21 protein-coding genes are annotated in these 24,564 nt (G+C 67.5%); 14 read left to right on the top strand and 7 right to left on the bottom strand.

Annotated features, from left to right (window positions below; all coding sequences use genetic code 11):
• The first annotated feature begins 162 nt into the window (after positions 1-162).
• Entirely contained in the window at positions 163-2,436 is a 2,274-nt protein-coding gene (locus OB895_RS01030; protein ID WP_311878644.1) for a ComEC/Rec2 family competence protein, read from the top strand.
• Positions 2,437-2,476: 40 nt separating this feature from the next.
• Entirely contained in the window at positions 2,477-3,514 is a 1,038-nt protein-coding gene (holA, locus tag OB895_RS01035; RefSeq protein WP_042537674.1) for a DNA polymerase III subunit delta, read from the top strand.
• 166 nt (positions 3,515-3,680) lie between these two features.
• Here holA and rpsT read toward each other — a convergent pair whose 3' ends face one another.
• Positions 3,681-3,941: a 30S ribosomal protein S20 gene (rpsT, locus tag OB895_RS01040; RefSeq protein ID WP_042537672.1), complete on the bottom strand. Its 261-nt coding sequence runs from the start codon at positions 3,939-3,941 to the stop codon at positions 3,681-3,683.
• A gap of 238 nt (positions 3,942-4,179) precedes the next feature.
• Between rpsT and OB895_RS01045 the strand changes: the two genes are divergently transcribed.
• On the top strand, positions 4,180-5,445 hold the full coding sequence (locus OB895_RS01045) for an MFS transporter (protein ID WP_237049531.1): 1,266 nt from the start codon (positions 4,180-4,182) through the stop codon (positions 5,443-5,445).
• On the opposite strand, the gene OB895_RS01050 is transcribed toward OB895_RS01045, so the two are convergent.
• From OB895_RS01050 to OB895_RS01070, 5 genes are all read right to left on the bottom strand, one after another.
• Positions 5,396-6,163 carry an alpha/beta fold hydrolase gene (locus OB895_RS01050; protein WP_079112966.1) on the bottom strand — a complete coding sequence of 256 codons (768 nt, stop codon included), beginning with the start codon at positions 6,161-6,163 and terminating at the stop codon, positions 5,396-5,398. The genes OB895_RS01045 and OB895_RS01050 overlap by 50 nt on opposite strands.
• A gap of 83 nt (positions 6,164-6,246) precedes the next feature.
• The gene (locus OB895_RS01055) at positions 6,247-7,959 is read right to left on the bottom strand and encodes an ABC transporter family substrate-binding protein (protein ID WP_042537665.1); all 1,713 of its coding nucleotides are present in this window, start codon (positions 7,957-7,959) and stop codon (positions 6,247-6,249) included.
• Positions 7,960-8,076: 117 nt separating this feature from the next.
• Positions 8,077-10,008 carry an ABC transporter ATP-binding protein gene (locus OB895_RS01060; RefSeq protein ID WP_079112965.1) on the bottom strand — a complete coding sequence of 644 codons (1,932 nt, stop codon included), beginning with the start codon at positions 10,006-10,008 and terminating at the stop codon, positions 8,077-8,079.
• Positions 10,005-10,922, bottom strand: coding sequence for an ABC transporter permease (locus tag OB895_RS01065; RefSeq protein WP_042537660.1), 918 nt, complete (start codon positions 10,920-10,922; stop codon positions 10,005-10,007). Before OB895_RS01065 ends, OB895_RS01060 begins: the two co-directional genes overlap by 4 nt.
• Positions 10,922-11,905 carry an ABC transporter permease gene (locus OB895_RS01070; protein ID WP_042537659.1) on the bottom strand — a complete coding sequence of 328 codons (984 nt, stop codon included), beginning with the start codon at positions 11,903-11,905 and terminating at the stop codon, positions 10,922-10,924. Before OB895_RS01070 ends, OB895_RS01065 begins: the two co-directional genes overlap by 1 nt.
• A 240-nt stretch (positions 11,906-12,145) precedes the next feature.
• Here OB895_RS01070 and lepA point away from each other — a divergent pair, with 240 nt between their 5' ends.
• The 3 genes from lepA to hemW all read left to right on the top strand — a co-directional run bounded on the left by lepA (position 12,146) and on the right by hemW (position 15,959).
• A complete protein-coding gene (lepA, locus tag OB895_RS01075) occupies positions 12,146-13,999 on the top strand; it encodes a translation elongation factor 4 (protein ID WP_079112964.1) in 1,854 nt (617 codons plus the stop codon).
• 72 nt (positions 14,000-14,071) lie between these two features.
• Positions 14,072-14,725: a DUF1990 domain-containing protein gene (locus OB895_RS01080; RefSeq protein ID WP_079112963.1), complete on the top strand. Its 654-nt coding sequence runs from the start codon at positions 14,072-14,074 to the stop codon at positions 14,723-14,725.
• 16 nt (positions 14,726-14,741) lie between these two features.
• Positions 14,742-15,959 carry a radical SAM family heme chaperone HemW gene (gene hemW / locus OB895_RS01085; RefSeq protein WP_079112962.1) on the top strand — a complete coding sequence of 406 codons (1,218 nt, stop codon included), beginning with the start codon at positions 14,742-14,744 and terminating at the stop codon, positions 15,957-15,959.
• A 13-nt stretch (positions 15,960-15,972) separates the two neighbouring features.
• Here the strand turns inward: hemW and OB895_RS01090 are convergent, their stop codons facing one another.
• A complete protein-coding gene (locus tag OB895_RS01090) occupies positions 15,973-17,388 on the bottom strand; it encodes a carboxylesterase/lipase family protein (RefSeq protein ID WP_228385517.1) in 1,416 nt (471 codons plus the stop codon).
• 91 nt (positions 17,389-17,479) lie between these two features.
• Here OB895_RS01090 and hrcA point away from each other — a divergent pair, with 91 nt between their 5' ends.
• The 8 genes from hrcA (at position 17,480) to era (ending at position 24,548) form a co-directional block, all read left to right on the top strand.
• Positions 17,480-18,511 (top strand): heat-inducible transcriptional repressor HrcA, encoded by a 1,032-nt coding sequence (gene hrcA, locus OB895_RS01095; protein ID WP_042537651.1) that lies wholly within the window; start codon positions 17,480-17,482, stop codon positions 18,509-18,511.
• Positions 18,512-18,550: 39 nt separating this feature from the next.
• A complete protein-coding gene (dnaJ, locus tag OB895_RS01100; RefSeq protein WP_042537649.1) occupies positions 18,551-19,666 on the top strand; it encodes a molecular chaperone DnaJ in 1,116 nt (371 codons plus the stop codon).
• A 14-nt stretch (positions 19,667-19,680) separates the two neighbouring features.
• Positions 19,681-20,409, top strand: a complete 729-nt coding sequence (locus OB895_RS01105; protein ID WP_079112960.1) for a 16S rRNA (uracil(1498)-N(3))-methyltransferase — start codon at positions 19,681-19,683, stop codon at positions 20,407-20,409.
• Between the two features lie 45 nt (positions 20,410-20,454).
• Positions 20,455-20,802, top strand: coding sequence for an HIT domain-containing protein (locus tag OB895_RS01110; RefSeq protein ID WP_311878652.1), 348 nt, complete (start codon positions 20,455-20,457; stop codon positions 20,800-20,802).
• A gap of 64 nt (positions 20,803-20,866) precedes the next feature.
• Positions 20,867-21,892, top strand: coding sequence for a PhoH family protein (locus OB895_RS01115; protein ID WP_228385705.1), 1,026 nt, complete (start codon positions 20,867-20,869; stop codon positions 21,890-21,892).
• A gap of 16 nt (positions 21,893-21,908) precedes the next feature.
• On the top strand, positions 21,909-22,367 hold the full coding sequence (gene ybeY / locus OB895_RS01120) for an rRNA maturation RNase YbeY (RefSeq protein WP_042537641.1): 459 nt from the start codon (positions 21,909-21,911) through the stop codon (positions 22,365-22,367).
• Complete coding sequence (locus OB895_RS01125; RefSeq protein WP_042537638.1) at positions 22,364-23,659, top strand: hemolysin family protein; 1,296 nt, start codon at positions 22,364-22,366, stop codon at positions 23,657-23,659. Before ybeY ends, OB895_RS01125 begins: the two co-directional genes overlap by 4 nt.
• Complete coding sequence (gene era / locus OB895_RS01130; RefSeq protein ID WP_311878655.1) at positions 23,652-24,548, top strand: GTPase Era; 897 nt, start codon at positions 23,652-23,654, stop codon at positions 24,546-24,548. Before OB895_RS01125 ends, era begins: the two co-directional genes overlap by 8 nt.
• Positions 24,549-24,564 lie beyond the last annotated feature (16 nt).

Below are 24,564 nucleotides of genomic sequence, written 5' to 3' on the forward strand. Positions count from 1 at the left end.
CGGCGTCGTCGACGATTGTGCACAGTGTTCGGGTCCATGTCGGCGAGGTTGCTTCGGGGGATCCTAGGTTCTTCTGATGGGAGCATCCGCGACGAGGGCGAGCAGCCGAGGGATGCTCCCTGTGATCCACGACGTCGTGCTCGCGTGAGGCGGGATCTGCGGATGCTGCCCATCGCGGTGGCTGTGTGGACGGTCGCGCTCCTCTGCGTGTTCGTCCCTGCTGCGGCAGGATGGTGCGCGCTGGGGAGCGGATGCGGCGCGATCGTGGTGCTGGGAATCGTGCTGAAGCTCCGGGAACATGCTGCGTCGAGGGCAGGACTGATCGTGGTGCTCCTTGCCGCCGCTGCGGCCGTCTCCATCGCAGTCATGACCGCGATGCCGGCTCGCGACAGCGCCGCGTCTTGGGATGGGCGGGTGGTCGAGGCGACGGGGGAGGTCACGTCGTCGGCATCGGTGGGTCGGGACGGGCGATTGTGGATGGAGGTGCAGCTCACGGGCATCGGGTCACCGGGGTCGGCGCGTGGGGCATCGGCGCCGGTGCGGGTCGGCATCGATCCGGCCGACGGGTTCGATCTCGGTGCGACGATTCGGGTGAAGGGTGAGGCAGCGGCGACGGATCCGGGGGAGAGGGCGGCGCTCGTGGTGTTCGCGAGCACCGCGTCGGTCGAGGTTGCGGCGTCGGGCGCGTTCGCGGTGGCGGCCGATGCCCGGAGCGCCTTCATCGAGCGGTCCACACGTCTCCCTGAACCGGGAGCAGGCCTGCTGCCGGGACTCGCCGTGGGCGACACCCGGGCGGTCTCGACCGAGCTGAACGACGACATGCGCACGAGCGGGCTGAGTCATTTGACGGCGGTCTCCGGAGCGAACTGCGCGATCGTCGTCGGGGCCGTCTTCTGGCTGGCCGCGCTGTGCGGGGCCGGACGTGCGACCCGGGTCATCGCAGCCGCCATCGCGCTCGCGGGATTCGTCGTGCTCGTGACACCGGAACCCAGCGTGATCAGGGCGGCGGTCATGGCCGGCGTCGCGATGCTGTCATTGATGCTCGGTCGGCCGAGCGCGGGGGCCGGAATGCTGGCGCTCAGCGCGAGCGGCATCCTCATCGCCGACCCGTGGCTGGCCTCCACTGCGGGGTTCGCACTGTCGGTTGCCGCATCGGGGGCGCTGATCATGCTCTCGCCGTCGCTCACCCGAGGGTTCGCACGGTGGATGCCGCAGCCTCTCGCTCTCGCGATCGCCGTGCCGACGGCAGCGCAGCTGGTGTGCGGTCCCGTCATCGCCCTGTTCGCCGAGCAGCAGTCGCTCGTCGGTCTGGCGGCCAACCTGCTGGCCGCGCCCGCAGCACCCATCGCCACGATCATCGGTCTGCTCGCATGCCTCGCGGCACCGCTGCCGCTGCTCGCAGATCTTCTGGCCGCCTCCGCGTGGTTGCCGGCCGCCTGGATCGCGCACACGGCAGGCATCACCGCGCGACTTCCGTACGCGCAGGTCGCGGTGGTTCCCGGCATAGCGAGTGCAGCGCTCGTCAGCATCGTGAGCGCGGCGGTCGGGGTGATTCTGACCGGCGCATACCGCACTGTCCCGCTCGTCAGAGGCGCTTCAGCATCCGTCATCGCAGTGATGCTCGCTCTGGGCGGCGCCCACGTCGCCCTGAATGGGCCGCTCGCCAGCGCCACCAGCCCGGATGGCTGGTCGATCGCCGCCTGCGACGTCGGCCAGGGTGATGCGCTGCTCGTCAGGTCGGACAGCCGGATCGCGCTGATCGACACGGGCCCGGAGCCCGAACCCCTGGCAGCGTGCCTGCGCAGTCTCGGCATCGAGCACATCGACCTGCTCGTCCTCACACACTTCGACCTCGATCACGTGGGCGGCGTCGACGCCGTGCAGGGGAGAGTCGGGGCGGTGCTGCACGGACCACCGGGGGAGAGCGGCGATGAGCGGATGCTGCAGCGGTTGGCTGACGGCGGCGCGGCGGTCACCCTCGCGACGGCGGGGACGCAGGGCGAGCTGGGCACCGCATCGTGGCAGGTGCTGTGGCCGCAGCGCGGATCCGAGGTGTTCCCGCCAGGAAACGATCAGAGCGTGGTCCTCGAGGTCGAAGGCGGCGGTGTGCCGCGGGCTCTCTTCCTCGGTGACCTGTCGGCAGAGGCTCAGCGGATGCTGGTGCGCACGGCGCATCTCAGGGGCAGCTACGCCGTGGTCAAGGTGGCGCACCACGGCAGCGCCGACCAGGACTTCGCGCTCTATCAAGACCTGCGTCCGGTCGTCGCCCTGTTCAGCGCCGGCATCGACAACGACTACGGGCATCCGCGCGCAGAGTCGCTCGCGTCCCTCGAGGCGGCGGGAGCGCGCGTGCTGCGCACCGACCAGGAGGGCCGACTCCTCGTCGGTCTCGACGGGGACGAGCTGCAGCTCTGGACGGAGAGGCAGCCGCCCTGACCACGAGGGCGACGTCTGCGGCCCCCGGTAGTCTTGAGGCATGGCTGCTTCTCGTACCCCCTCCCGCGGCGGAGCGAAGGCAGCCAAGATCGCGCAGGTCTCCTGGCGCGAGCCGCGCCCCGCTCCCGTGGTGCTCGTGTTCGGCCCCGAAGAGGTCTGCGCAGAGCGTGCGATCGCCGGGGTCCGCGATTACCTCCGCACCGAAGACCCTGCGCTCGAGGTGACCGATGTCCGCGCTGACGACTACGCGCCCGGCACCCTCCTCTCGTTGACGTCGCCGTCGCTGTTCGGCGAGCCCCGTCTCGTGCGCGTGTCGGGTGTCGAGAAGTGTTCGGATGCCTTCCTGCAGGAGGCTGTCTCCTACCTGGATCACCCCCAGGAGGGAGCGACGGTCATCCTCCGGCACACGGGCGCGAGCGTTCGAGGCAAGAAGCTGCTCGACGCTGTGCGCGCCGGCACGGGCGACGGCATCGAGATCCCGTGCCCCGCGGTCAAGCGCGACAGCGATCGCGTCGACTTCGCCGCAGGGGAGTTCAAGGCGGCCAAGAAGCGGATCGCACCGCCCGCGCTGCGGGCCCTGGTCTCGGCGTTCGCCGATGACCTCACTGAGCTTGCGGCGGCATGCCAGCAATTGATCGTCGACGTCGAGGGCGACATCACTGAGGACGTCGTCACGAAGTACTACGGCGGGCGCGTCGAGGTGTCGGCCTTCGTCGTCGCCGACACGGCGATCGCCGGACGCTACGGCGAAGCCCTGGTCGCGCTGCGCCATGCGCTCGCATCTGGCGCCGACCCGGTGCCGATGGTCGCCGCCTTCGCGATGAAGCTGCGTACGATGGCACGCGTCGCCGGCAACCGCGAACCCAGCCGTCAGCTCGCCCAGCGGCTCGGCATGAAGGACTGGCAGGTCGACCGCGCGCGGCGCGACCTCGCCGGGTGGAACGAGCGATCACTCGGCATGGCCATCCAGGCGACGGCGCGCGCCGATGCCGAGGTCAAAGGCGCGGCGCGCGACCCGATCTTCGCGCTGGAGCGCATGCTCACCGTCATCGCGACACGTCAGCCGTTCGGCGAGTGAGCGTCATCGCGGCGGCGCGGCACCGTCGCTGACATCTGTACTCCGCGCGACGTCGCACGAGCGCTGTCGCGCCTGCCCGACGTGTCGCGTGGGTACCTGCGCACGCGAAAGAGCCCGCCCCGCGAACGGGGCGGGCTCTTGTCACACCGTCAGGCGTGGAATCAGCTCAGAGAGCGGAGACCTGCTTGGCGATGGAGGACTTGCGGTTCGCAGCCTGGTTCTGGTGGATGACACCCTTGCTGACGGCCTTGTCGAGCTTGCGGGAGGCTGCCTTCAGAGCCTTCTCGGCTGCAGCCTTGTCACCGGAGATGACAGCAGCGCGCGTCGCGCGGATGTGCGTCTTCAGCTCGCTCTTCACGGCCTTGTTGCGCTCGTGAGCCTTGTCGTTGGTCTTGTTGCGCTTGATCTGCGACTTGATGTTTGCCACGTGTGGACGCTTTCTGTACGGAGTTGTTAGGAAATGCCGGCAGAAGAAGAGGGCTTCCACTCGGCGGTCGTGAGGGAAGAACCCACACGCAAGCCAAGAACCAACTCTACCAGCATCGGGGCGGTTCGCCCTAAACGGGGGCCGCGTCTTCTCGTGCAGGATGCGGCATCGGGGCGTGCGGGTGCACAATCATCAGTATCCCGACACTCGCGTCGCGAGATCGACGTCAAGGAGCGACATGAGCCCCGCCGTCCCCGCTGTCTCGCCGATGCCCAGCTTCCGCAGGGTCGGGCCGCGATGGATGACCGTGTTCACCCTCGCCTGGCTGGCCATCTGGACCGTGCAGCTCACGCCCGTTCAGCTTCTGCTGCCACTCCAACTCGACACCGCGGAGGACGACTGGATCAGCGGCGTCATCTCCTCGGGGTTCGTGCTCGGCATCGGCGGTCTCGCCGGCATCGTCGCAGGCCCGGTGGCCGGCGCTCTGTCAGACCGAGCACGAGTCGGACGCCGACGCCGGCGCCCCTGGGCGATCGGGGGCGTGCTCGTCACCGCGGTCTTCCTCATCGTCACCGGCTTCAGCGAAGGTCCCTGGGCCGTGGGCGCCGCGTGGGTCGGGGTGTCTATCGGCGTCTCGGTGTCGTCGGCCGCCTTCACCGCACTCATCGCCGATCAGCTCCCGACGACGCAACGGGGCGCGGCAGCCGCGGCCGTGGGATCGAGTCAGGCGGTGGGGATCGTCCTGGGGGTGGGTCTCGTGGTGCTCCTCGGCCTCGGCATCCGCGACGGCTACCTTCTGCTCGCCGCGGTGATCGCGGCCGTGGGAACGGCCGCGGCGCTGCTTCTGCCCGACCCGCCGGCGCTCGTCCGCACCCAGCCCGGCAAGAGCGATCGTCGTCTGCTGGCATCGCTGCGCGATCGGGACTTCGCCTGGATGCTGTCAGGCCGCCTCGTGACCAACATCGGCAACGCGCTGGGCACCGCGCTGTTCCTCTTCTTCCTGCTTCACGGCCTGCACCAGGAGACGACGGTGGCGCAGGACAACCTGCTGCTCCTGATCGTGGTCTACACGCTGTTCGTGGTGCTCGCGTCGGTCTTCACCGGCGTGCTGTCCGACCGCACCGGCAACAGACGCACCCTCACCATCCTGGCCACGTTCGTGCAGGCGGCCTCGGGCATCGTGATCGCCCTGGTCCCGACGTTCGAGGCGACGATGTTCGCGGCGGCGCTCATGGGGCTCGGCTACGGCGCGTTCTCCACCGTCGGACTCGCCTTCGCTGCCGATCTGCTTCCCGACGAGAAGGACCACGCCCGCGACCTCGGCATCGTGTACGTCACCGCCGCCCTCGGCCAGCTGATCGGCCCTGTGCTCGGCGCAGGCCTCGTGGCGCTCGTCGGCGGGTTCTGGCTCGTGTTCGTCGTCGCCGCCGTGCTGTCGCTCGTCGGCGGCGGGCTCACCGCTCTCGCGAGGCAGCCTGCGCGGGATCCGCTGCCGCAGCCGTAGCTTCGGACTCGATGGTCGCGACGGCCAGTCGCAGGACGATGTTGAAGATCTGCGGACGCATCGCGGTGACGAGGTGGGTGGTGCGAGGCACGACGATCAGCTCGGCGTGCGGCGCGAGCCGTCGGAAGAGGGCTTCGTTGACCCGCAGCTGATCCCACTGCCCGTTCACGAACCACAGCGGCACCTCGATGCGAGAGACGGCGGTCGCGAGGTCGAGGGTGGCGAGGTTCCGAAGAGCGGTGTCCTGCGTATCCAGGGCGTAGCCTCCCGCGGCGAAGTCTCCGCGCGTCTCGATCGGGATCGTCGCGGCGAGGAACCGCCTCGTGAGCCACATCCCTCGATCCGGCAGACGGTCGACGGCCCGGGCGATCGCACGATACGCCGCAAGCCCCGCGCCGCGGGGGAGCGAGGTGCAGGACGCGGCCACCAGTCCGGCGACTCGCGGTGTCTCGGCGCCTCCGACATAGGCGAGCGACAGCAGGCCGCCCATCGAGTGTCCGACGAGCAGCACGGGCCCGCGCGTCGCGGCGTCGCGCACCGCGACGTCGATCGTGTGGAGCGCCTCGTGCAGGGTGAAGTCCTCGTTCATCCGCGTGCCGTGGCCGGGAAGATCGACAGCGACGGCAGGGATGCCCTGGTCGGCGAGGAACTCGAGTTGCGAGCGCCACATCGTCGCGGACGTGCGGATGCCGTGCACGAAGACGATCTGGACGCTCACGCCTTCAGCATAGAGAAAGGCGGGGCCGGTGGATGAACCACCGACCCCGCCGCGAAGCCCTGATGAGTCAGGCTCCGAATGGATTACTTCTCGTATCCCACGTTCTCCACCGGCGTGATGCCGAAGAGGTCGAGGCCCACGTAGGGCTCGGGCGTGAGGTTGGCGAGACCCTCCTTGACGGTCCAGATCTCCGGGCCGTTGAGAACCGGGATGACGCCCCAGGTCTTCGCGAAGATCTCGGACTCCATCTCCATGGCCTTCTTGGTCTGCTCGACCGGGTCGGAGATCGTCTCGAGCTCATCGTGGATCATCTTGTCGATCTCCTCGGTGCCGGTGCCCGAGAGGTTCAGGCCGCTGTCCGAGCAGTACAGCTGGCAGAACCAGGCAGCACCGAACGGGTCGGACGACGTGAAGTTGAGGAAGAAGATGTCACCGTTCTGCGTGGTGTAGTCCTCTGCGAAGTCCGCCGACGGACGCTGGTCGATGACGACCTCGACACCGACCTCCTTCAGCTGAGCCTGAACCGCGAGCGTGCGGGCACGAGCGGTCTCGGTGTCGGAGTGGTTCGGGAAGACGAGCGACAGGCGCTGGCCGTCCTTCTCGCGGATGCCGTCGGCACCGGCGACCCAGCCGGCCTCATCGAGGAGCTTGTTGGCGCCCTCGGTGTCGCCGTCCTTGCGGCCGGCCTCTTCCAGCGCGTTGATGTAGTTCGGCTGGAACGAGAACAGCGTGAGGGAACCGGCGGGCTCCTCCGTGTAGTTCAGACCGTTGAAGACGATGTCCTTGACCTGCTCGATGCTGATGGCCTCGAACACGGCCTTGCGGACCTCGAGGTCGGCCAGCACGGGGTTGGTCGAGTTCAGCGTGAAGATCGCGTTCGCGGTGGCCTGGCCCTTGTAGGTCTTGACACCTTCGAGGCCCTCGACCTGTGCGAGCAGCTCGGCGCTGCCGGTCTCGGCCATGTCGACCTCGCCGTTGCGCAGTGCGTTGACCGCCGCGGTCGGCTCCATCTGGATGAAGGAGACCTTGTCGAGCAGCGGAGCGTTGCCCCACCACTTCTCGTTCGGGACGAGGGTGACGACGCCGCCGGTCTTGTCGAAGTTCTCGACCGTGTAGGGGCCAGCGCCCCACTCCGGGTGCCAGTCGCCGAGGAAGGCGGTGTTGAAGAGTTCAGGCGTGTTGACCGCCGGGTGCAGCAGCTGCGAGTAGACCATCTCGGGCCAGGCGAACTCGCCCTTGAAGGTGACGATGACGTCGCGGTCGTTCTCGCCGGCCTCGACGGACTCGATCTCCTTCCAGCCGTCGGTCGCGTTCGGCTGGTACTCCTCGTTCTCGCCGTTCTGGGCTTCCCAGGTGGCCTTGAACGCGGTGACGTCGATCGGCGTGCCGTCGTTCCAGACCGCCTTCTCGTTGACCTTGAAGTGCAGGACGGTCTTGCCGTCCTCGACACCGAAGGAGTAGTCGTCGAGGTACGCGTCGTTCTTCTTGACGGTGCCGTCAGGATCCATGAGCAGGATCTGCGGGCGGAACCACGTGCCGACCTGCGTGACGCGCGCGTCGCCGTCGCTGTGGAAGTAGTTCAGCTGCTCGGCGATGTTCGAGATCGGGATGCGGAGCTCGCCACCCTCTGCGAGGTTCTCGCGGGGCTGCGGGTTGTAGTCCGCGCCCTCGACCGTCTGAGCTTCGCCTTCGCCGCTGTTGCCGCCGCCGTTGCCTGCCGGTGCACACCCGCTCATGACGAGTGCGAAGGCGGCGCCGAGAGCAGCGATGCCCATCAGCTTCTGATGCCGTTTCATGGTACTCCTTAGTGCCTGTCGGCCTTACTTGGGATAGGGGCAGACTAACCCCGCAACTCGCGGGCGAAACCCCAGGGACACGGAACCGTTACCGGACTGTGCACATCGGTAAACAGGTCAGCTGGCGGCGATCGCCTCGGCGTCGAAGCCTTCGACCGGGAGGATGATCCGCTCGCGGGTGCGCTCGATGTCAGGGTCGGGAATCGGGATCGCCGACAGCAGCGCCTTCGTGTACGGATGCTGTGGATCGTCGAACACCTGATCGACATCACCGTGCTCGACGAACGATCCCTTGTACATCACGGCGACCCGGTCGGCGATGTGCCGCACGACCGCGAGGTCATGGGCGACGAACAGATACGACAGGCCGAGCTTGGCCTTCAGCTCGTCGAGCAGGTTGATCACGCCGGCCTGGATCGAGACGTCGAGCGCCGAGACGGGCTCGTCGAGCACGACGATCTTGGGGTTCGTCGACAGTGCTCGTGCGATGCCGATGCGCTGACGCTGGCCGCCCGAGAACGCCTGGGGGAATCGATCGCTGTGCGCGGGGTCGAGACCGACGAGCCCCATGAGCTCTTCGACGCGGTCGAACACATCGTCCTTGCTCATGCCGATCGCGAGCATCGGCTCGGCGATGATGTCCCAGACGGTCATTCGAGGGTCGAGTGCCCCCATCGGATCCTGGAACACGATCTGCAGGTCGCGGCGGAGCTTGCGCTCCTCTGCACGGTTCTTGATGTCGGCGACGCTGGTGCCGCCGATCCGGATGTCGCCGTCCTCCTGCTCGACCAGGTCCATGATCTGCAGCAGCGTCGTGGTCTTGCCGCTGCCGGACTCGCCGACGATCGCGAGGGTCTCACCCTGGCGGATGTCGAAGCTGATGCCCTTGACAGCGTGCACCTCGCCGACCTTGCGCTTGAAGAATGCGCCCTTCATCAGCGGGAAGATCTTGTTGAGGTTGACCGCCTCCAGCGTGATCGGGCGATCCTCGCGCGGCACCTTGGCGAGCGTGCTCTCGGGGATCTCGGGGATCGGGAACACCGGCAGCCCGCCGATCTTCCCATCGTCGTCGATGTCGTTCGCGCGGATGCAGGCGACCGAGTGATCGGTGTGCCCGCTCGTGGTAATCGGCAGCAGGTCGGGCTCACGCTCACGGCACGCATCGATAGCGATCGGGCAGCGCGCCGCGAACGGGCACGCATCCGGCAGGTTGATCAGCAGCGGAGGGTTGCCCTTGATCGGGATCAGCGGCACCTTCTCGGTCTTGTCGACGCGGGGGATGGCTCCGAGCAGGCCGATCGAGTACGGCATCCGGGTGCGGTAGAACAGTTCGCGCACCGGTGCGTGCTCGACGGGCTTTCCCGCGTACATCACAAGCACGTCGTCGGCGGTCTTCGCGACGACTCCCATGTCGTGGGTGATGATGATCATCGCGGCGCCGGTCTCCTCCTGCGCCTTCTCCATGAGCTCGAGGATCTGCGCCTGGATGGTGACGTCGAGCGCGGTGGTCGGCTCGTCGGCGATGATCAGCTTCGGATTGTTGGCCATCGCGATGGCGATCACGACGCGCTGGCGCATGCCGCCGGAGAACTCGTGCGGGAACGCCTTCATCCGGCGCTCCGCCTCGGGGATCCCCACGAGCTTCAGCAGCTCGACCGAGCGGTCCCAGGCATCCTTCTTCGACAGTCGACGGTGCACGGTGAGCGCCTCGATCAGCTGGTCGCCGATCGTGAAGACCGGAGTGAGCGACGTCAGCGGGTCCTGGAAGACCATGGCCATGCCGTTGCCGCGGATCACCGAGAGCTGCTTGTCGGACTTGCCGAGAAGCTCCTGGCCGTCGTAGACGATGGAGCCGCTGACCTTGGCATTGTCGTCGAGCAGGCCCATGATCGCGAGCGAGGTGACGGACTTGCCGGAGCCGGATTCGCCGACGATACCGAGCGTCTTGCCCGCTTCGAGATCGAAGGAGACCCCACGCACGGCGTCCACGCGACCAGCTTCGGACGGGAAGCTGACCTTGAGGTCTCGGACCGAAAGAACAGTACTCATGCGCGACCTCCAGCCGCCGAGGTCGGATCGAGGGCGTCGCGCAGACCGTCGGCGATGAGTGCCATCGAGACGGTGAGCAGCGTCAGCGCCGCCGCGGGGAAGTAGAACAGCCACGGCGCACTCACGAGCGTGCTCGAGCCGTAGCCGATGAGCGCACCGAGTGAGACGTCGGGCAGCTTCACACCGAACCCGAGGAACGACAGGGCGGTCTCGGTGAGCACCGCCGAGACGACGCCGAGGGTGAAGTTGATCACCAGCAGTGAGCCGATGTTCGGCAGCATGTGGCGGATCACGATCCGCATGCCCGACAGACCGGCGTAGCGGGCGGCGTGGACGTACTCGCGCTCGCGGATCGACAGCGACAGCGTCCAGATGACGCGCGCGGGGAAGAACCATCCGACGATGAAGATCATCACGAGCGAGATCACGAGCCAGTTTCCGCCGGCGTCGTTCGAGATCATCGCGAGGATGAGGAAGTTCGGCACGACCATCATGAAGTGGATGATGGCGAGCATGATGCGCTCGTAGCGTCCGCCGAAGTACGCGGCCGTCGCACCGACGATGGCCGAGACCACGGTCGTGCCGATCGCCACCAGCGCAGCGATCATCATCGAGCGCTGGAGGCCGACAGCGACCTGCGCGAAGTTGTCGTTGCCCGATCCGTTCGTCCCGAACCAGTGCTCGGCCGACGGCCCCGTGCGCAGCGCGAGGAAGTCGAGGTCGGTGTGCGAATAGGGCGAGATCAGCGGACCGACGATCGCGAAGACCACCAGCAGAGCGAGGATGACGACGCCGATCAGCGCGCCGCGGTTGCGCATGAAGCGACGCGTGTACAGCGTCAGCATCGAAGTGCGCTTGCGGTTCTTCGGCTTGTCTGCGATTTCGGGGGAGACCCCGATGCTTTCCAGAGCCATCAGCTCACCCGCACTCTCGGATCGAGGACGACGACGGCGATGTCGGCGAGGATCGCGCCGATCGCGGTCATCAGGGCGCCGAATGCCGCGACCGCGACGACGCCGTGGATGTCGTTGTTGTTGAGGGTCTGGATGAAGTAGCGCCCCATCCCGTTCCAGTTGAAGATCGTCTCGGTCAGCACCGCACCCGTGAAGACGGCCGGGATGGTGAATGCGACCTGCGTCGTGACGGGGATCAGCGACGTTCGCAGAGCGTGCTTGCGGATCGCCTGCTGCTTGGTCAGCCCCTTCGCCCGTGCGGTGCGCACGTAATCGGCCTTGATGTTGTCGAGCAGCAGCGAGCGCTGGAGGAAGTGGATGCCGGCATACCCCGTGAGTACGAGGGCCAGCGTGGGGAGGGTCAGATGCTGCAGCACATCGACGAGTACGGGGAAGAAGCCCTCCACCCCCTGACTGGACGAACCCACCACGTAGAAGACGGTCGTGCCGACCGCGTTGTTGAAGTTGATCGCCAGAAGGACCAGAGCGAAGCCGGCGACGACGGTGGGGATGTTCATCGTGATGATGCTCGTGCCCTGACCGATGCGGTCAGCGAGCTTGTACTGCCGCGAGGCGGTGTACACGCCGAGGGCGATGCCGAGGATCGTCGTGATGATCGTCGCACCGAGCACGAGCTCGGCACTGATCCAGACGCGGTAGGCGACCTGCTCGTTGATCGACTCGCCCGTCGGGCTGAGGCCCCAGTTCCAGTGGAAGAGGATGTTCGAGAACCAGGTCCACCACCGCTCGATGAGAGGCACCGACTCGCTGAGGTTGCGAGGACCCAGCAGATTGTCGATCTGGTCGGCGGAGAGAGGAGGACGCCGTCCGACGTAGTTGTTCTCAGGGTCGAGGTACAGCCACGCGAGGAAGTAGGTGATGTTCGTCGCGATGACGATCATCAGCACCCAACCCAGCAGGCGGCGCAACAGATACTTGATCAAGGTGATGATTCTTTCTCTTTTACAGACGCACGCGGGATCCGCCGACGCAACGCTGAGCCGGGAAGACAGTCAATCACCATCAGCCGATCTGCGCGACACGACGCCTCCACTTGGTCTGTGACGGAGTCTTGTCGCTCACGGGATCCGGTGTCACGGATGGCTCCCGGGCAACCTCGGCAGAATATCACCGGATCGGACGAAGCGGGCATTAGTCGCGCCTCACCGTAGAATCGTCAGGACATGTCACCACGCGCCCTCACTCCGCTTCAGCCTGCCGCGACGCCTTCGGCGCAGATCCGCAATTTCTGCATCATCGCGCACATCGATCACGGCAAGTCGACCCTCGCCGACCGCATGCTCCAGATCACCGGCGTGGTCTCGGACCGTGACATGCGCGCGCAGTACCTCGACCGCATGGACATCGAGCGCGAGCGCGGCATCACCATCAAGAGCCAGGCCGTGCGGATGCCGTGGGAGATCGACGGCGAGACCTTCGCGCTCAACATGATCGACACCCCGGGGCACGTCGACTTCACGTACGAGGTGTCACGTTCTCTCGCCGCGTGCGAGGGAGCGATCCTGCTCGTCGACGCCGCCCAGGGCATCGAGGCCCAGACGCTCGCGAACCTCTATCTGGCGCTCGAGAACGATCTGCACATCATCCCCGTGCTGAACAAGATCGATCTGCCGGCGGCCGATCCCGACAAGTACGCCAAGGAGCTGGCATCGCTCATCGGCGGCAAGCCGGAGGACGTGCTGCGGGTTTCGGGCAAGACCGGTGTGGGGGTCGAGGAACTGCTCGATCGCCTGGTCAAGGAGATCCCGGCGCCCGTCGGCGATGCCGATGCCCCGGCCCGCGCCATGATCTTCGACTCCGTCTACGACGCCTATCGAGGCGTGGTCACCTACGTCCGCATGATCGACGGAAGTCTGTCCCCGCGCGAGCGCATCCAGATGATGTCCACGGGTGCTACCCACGAGGCGCTCGAGGTCGGCGTGTCGAGCCCGGAGCCGGTGCCCACCAAGGGTCTGGGTGTCGGCGAGGTCGGCTACCTCATCACCGGCGTGAAGGACGTGCGGCTCTCCAAGGTCGGAGACACCGTCACGACGGCGCGCAGGCCCGCGACCGAGGCCCTCGCCGGCTACACCGACCCGAAGCCCATGGTCTTCTCGGGCATCTACCCGATCGACGGCAGCGACTATGCGGAGCTGCGCGAAGCGCTCGACAAGCTGAAGCTCTCCGACGCCTCGCTCCAGTACGAGCCCGAGACGTCGGTCGCCCTCGGGTTCGGATTCCGATGCGGTTTCCTCGGCCTGCTGCACCTCGAGATCATCACCGAACGTCTCGAGCGCGAGTTCGGTCTCGACCTCATCACGACCGCGCCCAGCGTGATCTACGAGGTGCTCACCAGCGACACCGGCGAGACCGTGACGGTCACGAACCCGAGCGAGTACCCCGACGGGCGCATCGGCTCCGTGTCCGAGCCCATGGTCAAGACGGCCATCCTGCTGCCCAAGGACTACGTCGGCACCGTCATGGAGCTCTGCCAGTCCCGCCGCGGCTCGCTTCTGGGCATGGAGTACTTCTCGGAGGAGCGCGTGGAGCTGCGATACATGATGCCGCTCGGCGAGATCGTCTTCGATTTCTTCGATCAGCTCAAGTCGAAGACTCAGGGTTATGCGTCGCTCGACTACGAGCCCGCCGGACAGCAGGAAGCGGACCTCGTGAAGGTCGACATCCTGTTGCAGGGCGACAAGGTCGATGCGTTCAGCTCGATCGTGCATCGCGACAAGGCCTACGCGTACGGCACGCTCATGACGGAGCGACTGCGCAAGCTGATCCCTCGCCAGAACTTCGAGGTGCCGATCCAGGCCGCCATCGGCGCCAGGATCATCGCCCGCGAGACGATCAGAGCGCTGCGCAAGGACGTGCTCGCCAAGTGCTACGGCGGTGACATCAGCCGTAAGCGCAAGCTCCTCGAGAAGCAGAAAGAGGGCAAGAAGCGCATGAAGATGGTCGGACGGGTCGAGGTCCCCCAGGAGGCGTTCATCGCTGCACTCTCGGGAGATGTCGAAGGCAAGGAAAAGAAGTAGGAGCTCTGCGGGTCGGGCGGTTCCGGCGCGTACAGGGTGATCCTCCAGGGAACGGGAAGTAGGCTCGAAAACATGCGGCGCGGGACTTTCCGAGACGACACGGTGGACTATGCGGCCGTGGGTGCGACCCACGCGCCCGACCTGATGCAGTACCCGCCGGAGCGCAGCATCCCTGCGGAGAACTCCTGGCGGATCGGCAGCGGTGTCGAGCGGTTCCGGTCTGCGGGCGAAGCACTCCTCACCTGGACGGCGCAGCGCGCATCAGGTCTGAGCGTCGATGATGTCCGTCCGGCTCCCGGCCCCGCGTACGCAGGTGTGAGCTTCGATGCCGAGGGAAATCCGATCGCCCCGAGCAAGAACGACGTCGAGCAGCGTTTCGATGCCGAGGGAACTCCGTTCGCAGGGCCGGGGATGACTCTTCGTCTGCATGGGCGTGTGAGTGGGATGCGAGCGGATGCCGAGCTCCGCGTGATCTCGGTGACCGAGGAGAAGCGACGGATCGGCTTCGTGCTCGGCACCGTCGGCGGGTCGGTCGTGCGGGGCGAGGAGTCGTTCGACATCGACTGGCGCGAAGACAACGACGAGGTCTGGTTCACGGTGCGGGCGTTCGACGCCCCCAACTCCCTGCTCTACCGCGTCATCCCGCCTCTCGTGAAGCGTCGCCGACGTGAGCTCTTCGCGCGCTATCTGCGGGCGATCTCGCCGCTGTACGCGACCCCCGTCTGATGGCCGCACCTCTCTGATGGCCGGCCCGCTTCCTCTCGGCGATCCGGCACCGGCCGACGGCCGTCTTCCGTCCGATCTGCCGATCGATCGCGCCGTGCCTTTCTCGGCCTATCTGCACGTCCCGTTCTGCCGGGTGCGCTGCGGCTACTGCGACTTCAACACCTACACGTCCGGCGAGCTCCGAGGCGCGAAGCAGGAGGACTACGCCTCGACGCTGATCACGGAGATCGACCTCGCGAGACGCGTCCTCGCGGACGCGGGCGCGCTGCGCCCCATGGACACGGTGTTCTTCGGCGGAGGCACGCCCACCCTGCTGCCGGCCGGTGACCTCGCCCGCATGCTCGATGCTGCGACAGATGCGTTCGGGCTGGTCGACGGCGCAGAGGTCACGGTGGAGGCGAACCCCGATACGGTGACGCCGGACGTCGCTCGAACCCTCGCGGATGCCGGGGTCACGCGGCTGTCGATCGGCATGCAGTCGGCCGTTCCCCATGTGCTCGCGGCTCTCGACCGCACCCACCGGCCCGAGAATGTGACGACAGCCGTCGCGGCAGCGAAGGATGCGGGTCTCGCGGTCAGCGTCGACCTGATCTACGGAGCGCCGGGGGAGTCGCTGGCCGACTGGGAATCTTCGATCGAGGCGGCGCTGGCGCTCGACTCCGACCACATCTCGGCCTATGCGCTGATCATCGAGGACGGCACCAAGCTCGCCCGGCAGATCCGCCGGGGCGAGGTGCCGTCGCCGGACGACGATCTGCAGGCCGACATGTACGAGCTCGCCGATGCGCGTCTCGCGGCGGCGGGCTTCGACTGGTACGAGATCAGCAACTGGTCTCGCAGCGTGGCCCAGCGCTCGCGACACAACCTCGCATACTGGCGGGGAAGCGACTGGTGGGGGTTCGGCCCCGGCGCGCACAGCCATGTCGCTGGTCTGCGGTGGTGGAACGTCAAGCACCCGGCCGCCTACGCTCAGCGTCTCGCGGCCTCGGAGTCGCCCGCGGCGGGCACCGAGCGCCCCGACGAGGAGTCCACGATGCTCGAGCGGGTCCTGCTCCTGAGCCGGATCCGCGAGGGGATCGCGGTCGCCGACCTCCAGGCAGACAAACGCACCAGGGTCGCCGGCCTGATCGCGGACGGACTCGTCGACCCGGCCGCCGCAGTGCGCGGACGCGTTCAGCTCACTCTGCGCGGTCGGCTGCTCGCCGACGCCGTGGTGCGCGAACTCACCGACTGAGCAGAGACGCGCGCTACGGAAGCAGGTCGAGCGCGTCGGTCCGTCGCTGCGGCACCGTGGCGCTGTCGGTGTCGAACAGGCGGGTGGTGCGCTCCGCACCGAAGACCGGCCAGCCGGGGTCTCCGGTCTTGATGAAGGAGACCCACGCGGAGTGCATCTCATCGGCGAGCCCCTGCGGCGCCTCAGCGCCTGCGAGGCGCTTCGCCTCGGGGTCGCCGAGGCGATCGAAGACGAACCCCAGCTCGAGCGCGTGCGCGGCACGCAGGTCGCGGACGGGACTCCGCCACGCGAACTCGTAGACGTAGGTCGGTGCCGTGCGGGCCCTCGCCAGCGTCGTCAGCGGCCCTCGCAGCATGATGTCGGTCGCGAGCTGGCCGAAGATCTCGCCCGTGGTCGCGCCGGGAAAGGCCGAGCGATAGGCGGCCACCGCTCGGCGGGGGATCCGCAGAGCGAGTCGTCCGAGCAGCAGCTTCATCTCGCTGATCCGGGCGAGGGCTGCGGGTGTGAACCAGAGCCGGTACTCGTCGGTGTTGCTCCCGATGAGGAGCGGCACGTCGGCGCCGGCGAGGACCTCGTGCGGAGAACGCGGCAGAGACCCGGCATCCACAGCGAACTGGAATCCTGGGGCTCCGCCGAGCGGAGATGACCCTGCGGCCTGCTGGCGCCGTGCCTCCAGCAGCTGCTCGGGGGAGACCGTCGCGAAAGCCGCTCGGTCGGCGGCGACTCCGAGCCGCTTGGCGAGCTGCGCCGTGACGCGGCCGGCCTTCTTCGCCGTCTGCGCTTCGAGCGGCCCCGACTCGATGATGGCCCGCGCGATCCGCGCCCGGGACGAATCGTTCGCGAGGAGCCCCGCGACGATCGCACCGCCCGCGGACTCGCCCATGACCGTGATCTGCTCCGGTTCTCCGCCGAAGGAGGCGATCTCGCGGTGCACCCAGGCGAGTCCCGCTGCTGCATCCTGCAATCCGAGGTTCCGGGGAGCGTCCTCGAGAACGGAGAATCCCTCGGATCCCAGGCGGTAGTTGATCGACACGAAGACGATCCCGGCGCGTGCGAAGCCGGCGCCGTCATACAGCGGGATCGCTGCGGTGCCTCGTTCGAGCGCGCCACCGTGGATCCAGACGACGACCGGGGCGCGGTCGGCGTCCTGAGGCGTCCAGATGTTGGCGGAGAGGATGTCGTCGCCGGGAATCTCGACCGAGCCCAGCAGCTCGCCGGTGGCACCGGGGTAAGGAAGCTGAGGCGCGGTCGGCCCGAACGCCGTGGCATCCCGGATGCCGTCCCATGAAGGAGCCGGCTGGGGCTCGCGGAAGCGATTCGGTCCGAAGGGCGCCGCCGCGTACGGGATGCCGAGGAAACGCCGAACACCATCGACCACCTCGCCGCGCACGATTCCGGCGGAGACCGCGACCTGTGGGGCGACACTCATACCCGTCATCGTATGGCGATCAGCATGTGGTCGGAACGGGCGGGTAGAATTGGCACTCGTAGCCAGTGAGTGCCAAAGGGAGGGAGTTGCGATGGTCAGTGAAAGAGGCCTCCGGGTTCTCCGCGCGATCGTGCAGGACTACGTCGAGACCCACGAGCCCGTCGGCAGCAGGTCGATCGTCGACCGCTACTCCTTCGGTGTGTCGGCTGCGACGATCCGCAACGACATGGCACTCCTCGAAGACGAAGAGCTGATCGCCGCCCCGCATACGTCGTCCGGTCGCGTCCCCACCGACAAGGGGTATCGCGTCTTCGTCGACCACCTTGCGCAGCTGCGACCGCTCTCCGTTGCCCAGCGCACGGCGATCGAGTCCTTCCTCACCGCTCCCTCTGATCTGGACGACCTGATGGTGCGCACCGTCCGGGTGCTCACGCAGCTCACGGGTCAGGTCGCCCTCGCGCAGTACCCGTCGTTCGCCCGCGCGCACCTGACGCATCTCGAGCTCGTGGCGCTCGCTCCCAATCGGCTGCTCATCGTGCTCGTCACCGACGCGGGCGGCGTCTCGCAGCGGATCGCCCCCTTGCCCGTCGATGTGGATGATGCCGACATGGCGCTGCTCCGTGCGCGCCTGTCTGCGCTGATCACCGGGCGGGCGGTGAGCGATGCGGCTGAGCGGCTGCAGACGCTGCTCACCGACGATGAGCATTCGCACGACATCGTGCTTCGCGCACTCGCGACCATCGTCATCGACGAGCTCGGCGCGTTCCGTCAGGAGCGCCTGGTGATGGCGGGTGCGGCGACCCTCGCGAAGCGCGAGCAGGACTTCCGCGGCAGCATCCATCCCATCCTCGAGGCGATCGAGGAACAGGTGACCCTGCTGCGCCTGATGAGCGAGATGGAGGCGGACTCTCATGGCCTCGCAGCCAGCATCGGCACCGAGAACGCGTCATTCGGACTCGGCGAGGCATCGATCGTCGCCAGCAACTACGCCGCCCCCAGCGGCACGGCGCGCGTCGGCGTGATGGGGCCGACGCGCATGGACTATCCGAGCAATCTCGCGGCGGCACGGGCGGTTGCCCGCTACCTGTCGCGGATGCTCGACGAAGACGAGGCGGCCCGCTGACGCGGCCGCCCAGATGACAGCACACGCAGAAGGGCCATTGTGGCAGACCACTACGAGGTACTCGGCGTCTCTCGCGACGCCTCCACCGATGAGATCAAGAAGGCGTACCGGCGCCTCGCCCGTCAACTCCACCCCGACGTGAACCCGGGTGAAGACGCCGCTGAGCGGTTCAAGCTCGTGACGCACGCCTATGACGTGCTGAGCGACGACGACTCCCGCCGCCGCTACGACATGGGCGGGGGCGACGGAGCGGCGAACGACTTCGGCGGGTTCGGCGGCTTCGGAGATATCTTCGAGACGTTCTTCGGCGCAGGCCAGGGCGGCGGGCGCGGAGCGCGTCCGCGGTCGCGGCGCGAGCGCGGCCAGGACGCCCTGGTGCGCGTGACCCTCGATCTCGGCGACGTCGTCTTCGGCGCGCACCGCGACATCGAGGTCGACACGGCCGTGCTGTGCGAGACGTGCAACGGCTCGTGCTGTCAGGAAGGAACGTCGCCCGTCACCTGCGACATCTGCGGCGGTTCCGGTCACGTTCAGCGTCAGGTGCGGAGCCTGCTCGGCAACGTCGTGACGTCTCAGCCCTGCGGCACCTGCGAGGGTTACGGCACCACCATCCCGTACCCGTGCGGCACGTGCGGAGGACAGGGTCGGGTGCGCTCACGCCGCACCGTCTCCCTCGACATCCCTGCCGGCGTCGAGACCGGACTCCGTCTTCAGCTTCCCGGCTCCGGCGAGGTCGGCAAGGCCGGCGGCCCGAACGGCGACCTGTACGTCGAGGTCTCCGTCAACCCGCACCCCTCCTTCAGCCGCGACGGCGACGACCTGCTCGCCACACTCGAGGTGTCGATGCCCGATGCCGTCCTCGGCACCGAGACGACCATCCAGGGGCTCGACGGCGAGGTCGATCTCGAGATCCGCTCGGGCGTGCAGTCGGGCGACGTCCTGACCATCAAGGGCCGCGGCATCACTCCGCTGCGAGGAAACCAGCGGGGCGACCTGCGTGTCGGCGTGCAGGTGGTCACCCCGACCAAGCTGGACTCTGCGCAGCGCGCGCTGATCGAGGACTTCGCGAAGAAGACGAAGGCGCCGGGTCCGCAGCTGGCGCAGTTCCAGCAGGGACTGTTCTCGAAGCTCCGCGACCGCTTCCGTTCGCACTGATCCGGACGGCGATCATGGCACTCCACTTCCTCGTCGAGAACTCCTCGGATGCTGCGGTCGGCGACCTCGTGTCGCTCACCGGGGCTGAGGCCAAGCACGCCGCGGTCGTCCGGCGGCTCCGCGTCGGCGAGGCGGTCACGGTCGGCGACGGTGCAGGGGTGTGGCTCACCGGCGTCGCCGAGGAGGTGTCACCGTCTCGCGTCGAGGTGCGCGTGTCGGCCCGATCCGAAGAATCCGCACCGCATCCGCGGATCGTCCTCGCACAGGCTCTGGCGAAGGGCGATCGCGACGAGCTGGCGGTGCAGGCGGCGTGTGAACTCGGGGTCGACGAGATCGTCCCGTGGCAGGCCAGCCGCAGCGTGTCCCGTTGGGAGGGGCCGAAGGCCGTCAAGGGGCGCGAACGCTGGTCCTCGATCGTCCGAGAGGCGGCCAAGCAGGCGCACCGCGCCTGGGTTCCCGAGGTCTCTCCTCCGGCGACGACGGCAGATCTCGCGGTGCGTGCAGCGTCTCAGCGCCTGCTGCTGCTGGATCCTGGCGCATCGACGCGATTGTCCGAGCTCGAGCCGGACGGCCGCGACATCGTGCTGGTCGTCGGCCCGGAGGGCGGGATCTCCGATGAGGAGCTCACGAAGCTCTCCGACGCCGGTGCGGAACGGGTCCTCCTCGGGGAGACGGTGCTGCGCACCTCCACCGCGGGTCCTGCGGCGATCGCCGTGCTCTCGGTGGCGCTCGGCCGCTGGTGAACGAGGGGACGGGCCGCGCCGGGCTGCGGTCAGTAGACTGAGAGCATGTCCGAGCCCTCGATCTTCACGCGCATCCTCAACGGCGACATCCCGGGTGAGATCCTGCTGGACACCGGCCGGGTGTTCGCGATTCGCGACATCAACCCGCAGGCACCTCTGCACGCGCTCGTGGTTCCCAAGACCGAGGACTACCGAGACGTCACCGAGCTGGCTCAGGGCGACCCGGGGCTTCTCGCCGAGATGGTCGCCGCGGCCATGCAGCTCGCCGCAGAGCATGCGAACGGCGAGTACCGCCTCATCTTCAACAACGGCGCGAGCGCCGCCCAATCCGTCTTCCACGTGCACGCCCATGTGCTCGCCGATATCGAGGAGAACAAGCTCGTTGGCTTCTGACGAAAACGACCCTGTCACCGCATCCGACACCGCTGTCGAGAAGATCTATGCCGACGGCGTCGCCATGGTGCAGCTGCTCGGACCGCAGGACCGCTTGCTGCGGATGCTCGAGAAGGAGCACCGCGACGTGCAGGTGCTCGTCCGTGGCAACGAGATCACGCTCACGGGCACGTCGGACGCCGTCGCGAAGGCGAAGAGTCTCGTCGACGAGCTGATGACCATGACCAAGGCCGGCCACGACCTCGCTCCCAGCGACGTCACGAGCTCGGCGCGCATGCTCCGCAACGACGGAGGACCCCGCCCGAGCGAGGTGCTCGGCGAGGCCATCCTGTCGACTCGCGGCAAGGTCATCCGGCCCAAGACCCTGGGCCAGAAGGAGTACGTGGACGCGATCGAGGAGAACACGATCGTGTTCGGCATCGGTCCGGCCGGAACGGGAAAGACCTATCTGGCGATGGCGAAAGCCGTCCAGGCGCTGCAGCGCAAGGAGGTCACCCGGATCATCCTGACGCGCCCCGCTGTCGAAGCAGGGGAACGTCTCGGCTTCCTCCCCGGCACTCTCACCGACAAGATCGACCCGTACCTGCGTCCGCTCTATGACGCGCTCAACGAGATGATGGACCCCGAGATCGTCCCTCGCCTGATGGCGACGGGCACCATCGAGGTCGCGCCGCTCGCGTACATGCGCGGCCGCACGCTGAACGACTCGTTCGTGGTTCTCGACGAGGCGCAGAACACGACGCCCGAGCAGATGAAGATGTTCCTCACCCGTCTGGGCTTCGGCTCGAAGATGGTCGTCACCGGTGACATCACTCAGGTCGACCTCCCGCAGGGATCCTCGGGGCTCCGCCTCGTGACCCGAGTGCTCGACGGCATCGACGACATCCACTTCGCACGACTCACGAGCGACGACGTCGTGCGGCATTCGCTCGTCGGACGCATCGTCGACGCGTACAGCGAGTACGACGAGCGCCGCACTGCGCAGCGCTTCGAGCGCGAGCAGGCCGCGGAGTTCGCCAATCGCGCCGACCGCCGAGGCGCACAACGACCAGGACCCCGGGACCGGATGCCGAAGCGAGGCCTCTCCTGATGAAACGAGCACAGTCATGATCGAGATCAACAACGAGTCGGCGATCGACGTCGACGAGACCGTGCTGCAGCGGCTGACCGACTTCAACCTGGCGCAGATGCACGTGAGCCCGGATGCCGAGGTCGCGATCGTCCTCGTCGACGAGGGCGCCATGGAGGCACTTCACGTGCAGTGGATGGACGAGCCGGGTCCGACCGACGTTCTCAGCTTTCCGATGGATGAGCTGCGCCCCGGCACCGAAGATCGCCCCACGGCACCAGGGCTGCTCGGAGACATCGTGCTGTGCCCTCAGGTCGCCGAGGCCCAGGCGCAGGCAGCCGGCCACACTCTGATGGATGAGCTGATCCTGCTCACCACGCACGGACTGCTGCACCTCCTCGGTTTCGATCACGCCGAGCCCGAAGAGGAGCGCGAGATGTTCGGTCTGCAGAAGGAGCTCATCCAGGGCTTCGCCGCGGCTGAACGTCGACGATGACCGCCGCTCTCCTGCTCGCAGGCGCTGTTCTGCTCGTCGCATTCGGCGGGCTCATGGCGGCGATCGACGCGGCCTTCGGGGTCACGTCGCGTTCGGACATCGAGGAGATGGGCGCCGAAGGGCGCAACGGCAGCCAGCTGGTGCGGATCGCGGCTGACCCGGACGCACACGTCAACGCCGTCGCGTTCATCCGCGTGCTCGCCGAGACGGCCGCCGCCGTGCTCGTCACGGTCGCGTTCAGCATCCTGTTCGACAACATCTGGTGGGCGATGCTCGCAGCGGCTCTGCTGATGACGGGCATCAGCTTCGTGCTGGTGGGGGCGAGCCCGCGTTCCTTCGGCCGGCATCACGCCGAAGGCATGCTCCGCGCGAATGCGCGGATCGTCCGCGGGCTTCGCATCATCCTCGGGCCGCTCGCCCAGGGACTGGTGCTGCTCGGCAACCGGGTCACCCCCGGCCGCGGCCGCAGCTCGTTCACGTCCGAGGAGCAGCTGCTCAGCATGGTCGACGAGGCCGCCTCGAACGACCTGATCGAGGCCGACGATCGCGACCTCATCCACTCGGTGTTCGACTTCACCGACCAGTTCGTCCGTGCCGTGATGGTGCCCCGCACCGAGATGGTGACGGTCGATGCGACCGCGACGACGAGCGAGGCCATGACGCTGTTCCTGCAGCGTGGTGTGTCACGCATGCCGGTGGTCGACGACGACGCCGACGACGTCGTCGGCGTGCTGTACCTGAAGGACCTGGTGCTGTTCGCCTTCCGCGATGAGAACGCCTGGCGCACGGCGTCCATCCGCCCCATCTCGCGTCCGGCGACCTTCGTGCCCGAGTCCATGCGCGCCGAGACGCTGCTTCAGCAGATGAAGCGCGACGCCGTGCATGTGTGCCTCGTGATCGATGAACACGGAGGCATATCGGGCCTCGTGACCCTGGAGGACCTCATCGAGGAACTCGTCGGCGAGATCTCCGACGAGTACGATCAGGTATCAGCTGAAGTCGTCGAACTGGGCGACGGACGCTACCGCGTGAGCTCCCGACTCTCGCTGGAGGACGTCGGCGATCTGTTCGGTCTCGAACTCGAGGACGAGGACGTGGACTCTATCGGCGGTCTGCTGGGCAAGGCACTGGGCCAGGTTCCGCAACCGGGATCGACGGCGACGGTGGAGGGGCTGACCCTCACCGGCGGCGCGTCTCGAGGGCGCGGCCGCGGAATCGCGACCGTGTTCGTCGAACGCGCGGCAGACGACGCGGATAACGCCGCAGATGAGAGAGACGGAAACGATGACTGAGCAGACGCGAAGCGGGTTCGTGACCTTCGTGGGGCGCCCGAACGTCGGAAAGTCGACTCTCACGAATGCGCTGGTCGGCGAGAAGATCGCCATCACGAGTGAGAAGCCGCAGACGACCCGCCGCGCGATCCGCGGGATCGTGAACCGCCCCGCGGGGCAGCTCGTCATCGTCGACACCCCCGGCATCCACAAGCCCCGCACGCTTCTGGGCGAGCGCCTGAACGACCTCGTCGAGCAGGTGCTCGGCGATGTCGATGTGATCGGCTTCTGCGTGCCGGCGACCGAGAAGGTCGGACCGGGCGATCGCCGCATCGCTGCCTCGCTCGACGGATACCGTCGCGCCAAGAAGATCGCCATCGTCACCAAGACCGATGCCGCGGACCGCGACGAGATCACCGAGCGTCTCCTGGAGGTCGATGCACTGCGCGAGGACTGGGATGCGGTGATCCCGATCTCGGCGCTCACGAACGACCAGCTCGAGGTCCTCGCGGATGAAGTCCTCTCCCTCATGCCGGTGGGCCCCGCCCTCTACGGCGAGGGAATCACGACCGACGAGTCGGAAGAGGATCGCATCGCCGAGATGATCCGCGAGGCGGCGCTCGACGGGGTCCGAGACGAGCTTCCCCACTCGATCGCGGTCGTGATCGACGACATCGCCCCCCGCGAAGGAACCGATCTGACCGATGTGCATGCGTCGATCGTGGTGGAGCGCGACAGCCAGAAGGCGATCATCATCGGTCACAAGGGCAAGCGTCTGGCCGACGTCGGACGCCGTGCCCGTGCCGGCATCGAAGAGCTCCTCGGCACGAGGGTCTTCCTGGGCCTGCACGTCAAGGTCGCGAAGGAATGGCAGCGCGACCCGAAGCAGCTCGGCCGCCTCGGCTTCTGACATGCGACTCCGAGAC

It is taken from the genome of Microbacterium forte, assembly GCF_031885415.1.
Taxonomy (GTDB): domain Bacteria; phylum Actinomycetota; class Actinomycetes; order Actinomycetales; family Microbacteriaceae; genus Microbacterium; species Microbacterium forte.

What these genes read in the sequence shown, in the direction of transcription:
- ybeY (WP_042537641.1), top strand. Translation starts at nt 21,909, where the DNA reads ATGATCGAGATCAACAACGAGTCGGCGATCGACGTCGACGAGACCGTG.
- lepA (WP_079112964.1), top strand. Translation starts at nt 12,146, where the DNA reads ATGTCACCACGCGCCCTCACTCCGCTTCAGCCTGCCGCGACGCCTTCG.
- hrcA (WP_042537651.1), top strand. Translation starts at nt 17,480, where the DNA reads ATGGTCAGTGAAAGAGGCCTCCGGGTTCTCCGCGCGATCGTGCAGGAC.
- OB895_RS01090 (WP_228385517.1), bottom strand. Translation starts at nt 17,388, where the DNA reads ATGAGTGTCGCCCCACAGGTCGCGGTCTCCGCCGGAATCGTGCGCGGC.
- OB895_RS01065 (WP_042537660.1), bottom strand. Translation starts at nt 10,922, where the DNA reads ATGGCTCTGGAAAGCATCGGGGTCTCCCCCGAAATCGCAGACAAGCCG.
- OB895_RS01110 (WP_311878652.1), top strand. Translation starts at nt 20,455, where the DNA reads ATGTCCGAGCCCTCGATCTTCACGCGCATCCTCAACGGCGACATCCCG.
- OB895_RS01055 (WP_042537665.1), bottom strand. Translation starts at nt 7,959, where the DNA reads ATGAAACGGCATCAGAAGCTGATGGGCATCGCTGCTCTCGGCGCCGCC.
- era (WP_311878655.1), top strand. Translation starts at nt 23,652, where the DNA reads ATGACTGAGCAGACGCGAAGCGGGTTCGTGACCTTCGTGGGGCGCCCG.
- OB895_RS01115 (WP_228385705.1), top strand. Translation starts at nt 20,867, where the DNA reads ATGGTGCAGCTGCTCGGACCGCAGGACCGCTTGCTGCGGATGCTCGAG.
- OB895_RS01060 (WP_079112965.1), bottom strand. Translation starts at nt 10,008, where the DNA reads ATGAGTACTGTTCTTTCGGTCCGAGACCTCAAGGTCAGCTTCCCGTCC.
- OB895_RS01045 (WP_237049531.1), top strand. Translation starts at nt 4,180, where the DNA reads ATGAGCCCCGCCGTCCCCGCTGTCTCGCCGATGCCCAGCTTCCGCAGG.
- OB895_RS01125 (WP_042537638.1), top strand. Translation starts at nt 22,364, where the DNA reads ATGACCGCCGCTCTCCTGCTCGCAGGCGCTGTTCTGCTCGTCGCATTC.
- OB895_RS01030 (WP_311878644.1), top strand. Translation starts at nt 163, where the DNA reads ATGCTGCCCATCGCGGTGGCTGTGTGGACGGTCGCGCTCCTCTGCGTG.
- OB895_RS01105 (WP_079112960.1), top strand. Translation starts at nt 19,681, where the DNA reads ATGGCACTCCACTTCCTCGTCGAGAACTCCTCGGATGCTGCGGTCGGC.
- OB895_RS01080 (WP_079112963.1), top strand. Translation starts at nt 14,072, where the DNA reads ATGCGGCGCGGGACTTTCCGAGACGACACGGTGGACTATGCGGCCGTG.
- holA (WP_042537674.1), top strand. Translation starts at nt 2,477, where the DNA reads ATGGCTGCTTCTCGTACCCCCTCCCGCGGCGGAGCGAAGGCAGCCAAG.
- hemW (WP_079112962.1), top strand. Translation starts at nt 14,742, where the DNA reads ATGGCCGGCCCGCTTCCTCTCGGCGATCCGGCACCGGCCGACGGCCGT.